3 protein-coding genes and 1 pseudogene are annotated in these 4,242 nt (G+C 65.2%); 3 read left to right on the top strand and 1 reads right to left on the bottom strand.

Annotated elements, in window-relative coordinates; translation table 11 throughout:
* Positions 1 to 8 precede the first annotated feature (8 nt).
* Positions 9 to 1,265, bottom strand: coding sequence for an ABC transporter substrate-binding protein (locus ACNPM4_RS04130; RefSeq protein ID WP_448984785.1), 1,257 nt, complete (start codon positions 1,263 to 1,265; stop codon positions 9 to 11).
* Positions 1,266 to 1,511: 246 nt separating this feature from the next.
* Here ACNPM4_RS04130 and ACNPM4_RS04125 point away from each other — a divergent pair, with 246 nt between their 5' ends.
* The 3 genes and pseudogenes from ACNPM4_RS04125 to ACNPM4_RS04115 all read left to right on the top strand — a co-directional run.
* A complete protein-coding gene (locus ACNPM4_RS04125; protein WP_091028547.1) occupies positions 1,512 to 2,462 on the top strand; it encodes a carbohydrate ABC transporter permease in 951 nt (316 codons plus the stop codon).
* Complete coding sequence (locus ACNPM4_RS04120; protein ID WP_091028551.1) at positions 2,459 to 3,313, top strand: carbohydrate ABC transporter permease; 855 nt, start codon at positions 2,459 to 2,461, stop codon at positions 3,311 to 3,313. Before ACNPM4_RS04125 ends, ACNPM4_RS04120 begins: the two co-directional genes overlap by 4 nt.
* A 67-nt stretch (positions 3,314 to 3,380) precedes the next feature.
* Positions 3,381 to 4,242: pseudogene (locus ACNPM4_RS04115) on the top strand (alpha-L-arabinofuranosidase); the annotation flags it as partial.

Genomic DNA, 4,242 nt, shown 5'->3' with positions numbered 1-4,242 from the left:
CAACGGAGTCAGCCCGCCAGGGCCGCCTCCATCTCTTGCTGCGCCGTGCGGAGCAACTCCGCGGGGTCGCCGCCGGCGAGCGCTTTCTGCGTGGCGGTGTCGAGCGCGGTGAGCACATCCGTGGACGGGATGACACCCGGCAGGAGTGCGGCACCGTACTGGGACTGCTCGGTGAGGGCAGACACGACCGGATTCTCCGCGACATCCTCAGCCGAAACCTCCGACGTGAGCGGGGGCCAGCCGGAAGCCAGCGACCACGTGACCATGTTCTCCTTCTGATAGAACCACGTGAAGAACTTCTCGGCCGCCGCCTTCTCCTCCGCCGATGCCTGAGCGGTGATGCTCATGTCGACGGCGAGAGCGGAGGCCACGATCCCATCAGGCCCGGCCGGGAGCGGAGCGATGCCGTACTCGATGCCCGATTCCTCGGAGACGGTGGCGAGCCACGGACCCCCGAGGGTCATCGCGACCTTCCCCGCACTGAAGAGTCCATCGGCGTCGGCGCCCGTGATGCCGGTCGGCGAGAACTTGCCGGTGGCGACGGCATCGGACCAATACGTGAGGGTCTCGACGTTCTCCGGCGAATCGACCACGACGTCGCCGTCGGCGGTCACGACATCGCCACCGCCGCTCTTGAACAGAGACGGCCAGACGCCGTTGCCCACAGTCGCGTTGTCCTGGAGGGCGAGTCCATACTGCTCGGGCTCACCGTCTCCGTTCGCATCGACGGTGAGCGCGGTCGCGGCAGCGACCCACTCGTCCCACGTCGTCGGAACGGAGACGCCGGCCGCTTCGAACATCGCGGTGTTGTAGAACATCGTCAGCGGGGTGAAGCTCAGTGGAGCCCCGAAGCGCTCGCCGTCGACGATGCCGGTATCGACAGCACCGGGGTTGAGAACGTCCGAGGCACTGTCGCTCTCGTACCAGTCGTCGAGGGGCTGGAGTGCACCTTTCGACGCGAAGACCGGGATGTTCTCGGGAGGGATCGCCATGAGCTGCGGCCCCTTCTTCGCGGTGAGCGCCGGCAGAGCCGAGTCCAGGAGTGTCGCCCAGGGCTTGACCGACGGCGTGATCTTCACGTCGTCCTGCGACTTGTTGAACTCGGCGACGAGGTCGTTCAGCACCTCGCCATCCGCTTCCGTGTAGCCGTGCCAGAAGTCGAGCTCGATCACTCCGCCCTCCTCGGAGGGGGTGCCGGCCGACGAGCAGCCGGCCAGGGCGAGCAGAAGGACGCTCGCGAACGCTGCGGGTAGTGCTTTCTTCATCAGGGGAACCTCCACTGTTCGACCACTCTGTCGGCGCGGAGGACGGGTGTCCTCATCATCGCTTTACAACGTTGTAAGTAAACGTTATAGAGGTTATGGTTCTCGATGTTCCGCAAAAAGTCAAGCTGTTCAGTCGACCGTCCCCATGGTCGCCCGCTCGCGATCATCCGACACCGGGGCGACGAGTTGACGAGCCGCCCCCGAGGTCCTTACTGTGTGGGTTACAACGTTGTAGAGAGAGTGACGATGACTGCCACGACTTCCCCACCCACCCGTCGCCGCCGTCCGCCGGCGCAGCTCGGCGGGCGCGGCCCGATCGGAGGCGCGGCGAAGCGTCGCCTGACGATCCTGGCCTTCCTCGTGCCGGCTCTGACGATCCTCGCTCTGTTCGTCTTCTGGCCGATGCTGTCTGCGCTCAGGCTCTCGTTCACCGATGCGAGCGGCTTCGGACTCGAGGAGTACGTGGGCTTCGCGAACTACGTCGAGGTCTTCACCGACCCCGAGATGCTCCAGGCGATGAGCAACACGGTGCTGTACACCGTCCTCTTCACGCCGGTGGCCGTGGTGCTCGCGCTCCTGCTCGCCCTCGCGCTCAACAGCCCGAATCTGCCACTGCGAGGCATGTTCCGCACGTGGCTGTTCCTGCCGTTCATCGTCTCCCTCGCCGTCGCCGCGTTCGCCTGGCAGTATCTGCTCGACCCGCAGGTGGGCCTCCTGAACTACTGGCTGCAGGCCTTCGGCATCCGCATCGGCAACGTGCTCCAGGATCCGGTACTCGCGATGCCGACCGTTGTCCTGGTCGCCGTGTGGAAGAACTTCGCGTTCTACATGATCGTCTTCCTCGCCGGGCTCCAGGAGATACCGAAGAGCCTGTACGAGGCGGCCAACATGGACGGCGCCGGCCCCATAGCCCGCTTCCGCAACGTCACCCTCCCCCTGCTGGGCAACACCACGGGATTCGTGCTCATCATCGCGACGATCGCCGCGCTCCAGGCCTTCGACCAGATCTATGTGCTCACCGGCGGTGGACCGTATCGCAGCACGCAGACGATCGTCATGCAGATCTACCAGTCCGGATTCCGTGACCTCGAACTCGGCTTCGCCTCCGCGGTGTCGTACGTGCTGCTCATCGCGACGCTCGTCCTGAGCCTCGTCCAGTTCGCCCTCTCGGGCCGTCGAGCGAAGGACGCCGCATGACCGACATCGCCCTCTCCCGACGCCGCCCCACGCGACTGCGCGTCGGTCGCGGACTCTACTTCCTGGCGATGCTGTTCGTCACACTCCTGATCCTGCTGCCGATCCTCATCATCGTCTTCACCGCCTTCAAGCCGGTGTCCGAGGTCAACGCCTTCCCACCCTCGCTCGTTCCGGGGACGTGGACACTCGACAACTTCGAGCGGATCTTCACGGACCTGCCGTTCGCCCGGCTGATCTTCAACAGTTTCGTCTTCGCGGGCGGAGTCACGATCTGTGCGCTCGTCTTCGATTCTCTGGCCGCGTACGTGCTCGCCCGCATCGACTTCCGCGGAAGTCGCGTACTCCTCGTCGTGATCGTGGCGAGCCTGATGATCCCGTTCCAGGCGACACTCATCCCGATCTACCAACTCGTCTCGGACTTCGGCTGGGTGAACACGTTCTGGGGCCTCATCATCCCCCGCGCGGCAGACGCCTTCGGGATCTTCTTCCTCCGCCAGTTCTTCCTCTCCCTCCCGCGCGATCTCGACAACGCCGCCCGCATAGACGGGGCTTCGGAGTTCCGGATCTTCCGCAGCGTCGTGCTCCCCAACGCCGTCCCCGCCCTTCTCACACTGGGCATCTACACGTTCGTCAACAACTGGAACGATCTGCTGTGGCCGCTCGTCTTCACGACGGAGCAGGAGATGGGGACCATCACCTCCGGGCTCACATTGCTCACGGGGCCCAGCGGGATCATCCCCTACGGCGTCATGATGGCCGGCTCCCTGATCGCCGTGGTGCCGCTCGCGATCATGTTCCTCTTCGTCCAACGACGCTTCATCGAGAGCGTCGCGAGCACCGGGCTCAAGTAGACCGACCATCCGCACGCCGGCCGCGACCCGCTCGCGAGCACCGTGAAGACCTGACCGAAAGGCAGAAATGACCGCCGCACGATTGACCTTCGACACTCAGCTTCCGGTCGGGGCTGTGAACCGCCGTGTCTTCGGCTCCTTTGTGGAGCATCTGGGCCGATCCGTCTACGACGGCATCTACGAGCCCGGGCACCCGAGCGCCGACGCCGAGGGATTTCGCTCCGATGTGAAGGCGCTGGTGTCCGAGCTCGGGGTGAGCGCGATCCGTTACCCCGGTGGGAACTTCGTATCCGGGTTCCGTTGGGAGGACAGTGTGGGTCCGCGCTCGCAGCGCCCCGCCCGGCTCGACCTCGCCTGGCATTCGACGGAATCGAACGAGGTGGGGATGCACGAGTTCGCTTCGTGGCTGGAGTCCGTCGGCAGTGAGCTCATGCTCGCCGTGAACCTGGGTACACGCGGCACGCTGGAGGCACTCGATCTCCTGGAGTACACGAACCTGCGATCTGGCTCGGCACGGGCGGCGGAGCGCGCCGCGAACGGCCGGACCGAGCCGTTCGACGTGCGGATGTGGTGTCTCGGGAACGAGATGGACGGCCCCTGGCAGCTCGGGCACCGCTCGGCGGACGACTACGGCAAGCTCGCCGCGCAGACCGCTCGCGCGATGCGGATGTTCGATCCCTCACTCGAGCTGGTCGTCTGCGGCTCCTCCAGTCGCTCGATGCCCACCTTCGGCGAATGGGAGCGCGTCGTCCTCTCCCACACGTACGACGACATCGACTACATCTCCTGCCACGCGTACTACGAGGAGAAGGACGGAGACCTCGCGAGCTTCCTCGCGTCGTCGGTCGACATGGACGAGTTCATCGAGTCGGTGATAGCGACCATCGACCATGTCAAGGCGGCGAAGCGCAGCGATCACGTCGTGAACA

The organism is Microbacterium umsixpiens (genome assembly GCF_053543675.1).
The sequence above is the reverse complement of the archived record's forward strand: the minus strand, read 5'-3'. Positions and strand labels throughout refer to the sequence as shown.

Bases quoted from the DNA above. Each gene is read 5' to 3' on its own strand.
- ACNPM4_RS04130 (WP_448984785.1), bottom strand. From the start codon at position 1,265: ATGAAGAAAGCACTACCCGCAGCGTTCGCGAGCGTCCTTCTGCTCGCC.
- ACNPM4_RS04125 (WP_091028547.1), top strand. From the start codon at position 1,512: ATGACTGCCACGACTTCCCCACCCACCCGTCGCCGCCGTCCGCCGGCG.
- ACNPM4_RS04120 (WP_091028551.1), top strand. From the start codon at position 2,459: ATGACCGACATCGCCCTCTCCCGACGCCGCCCCACGCGACTGCGCGTC.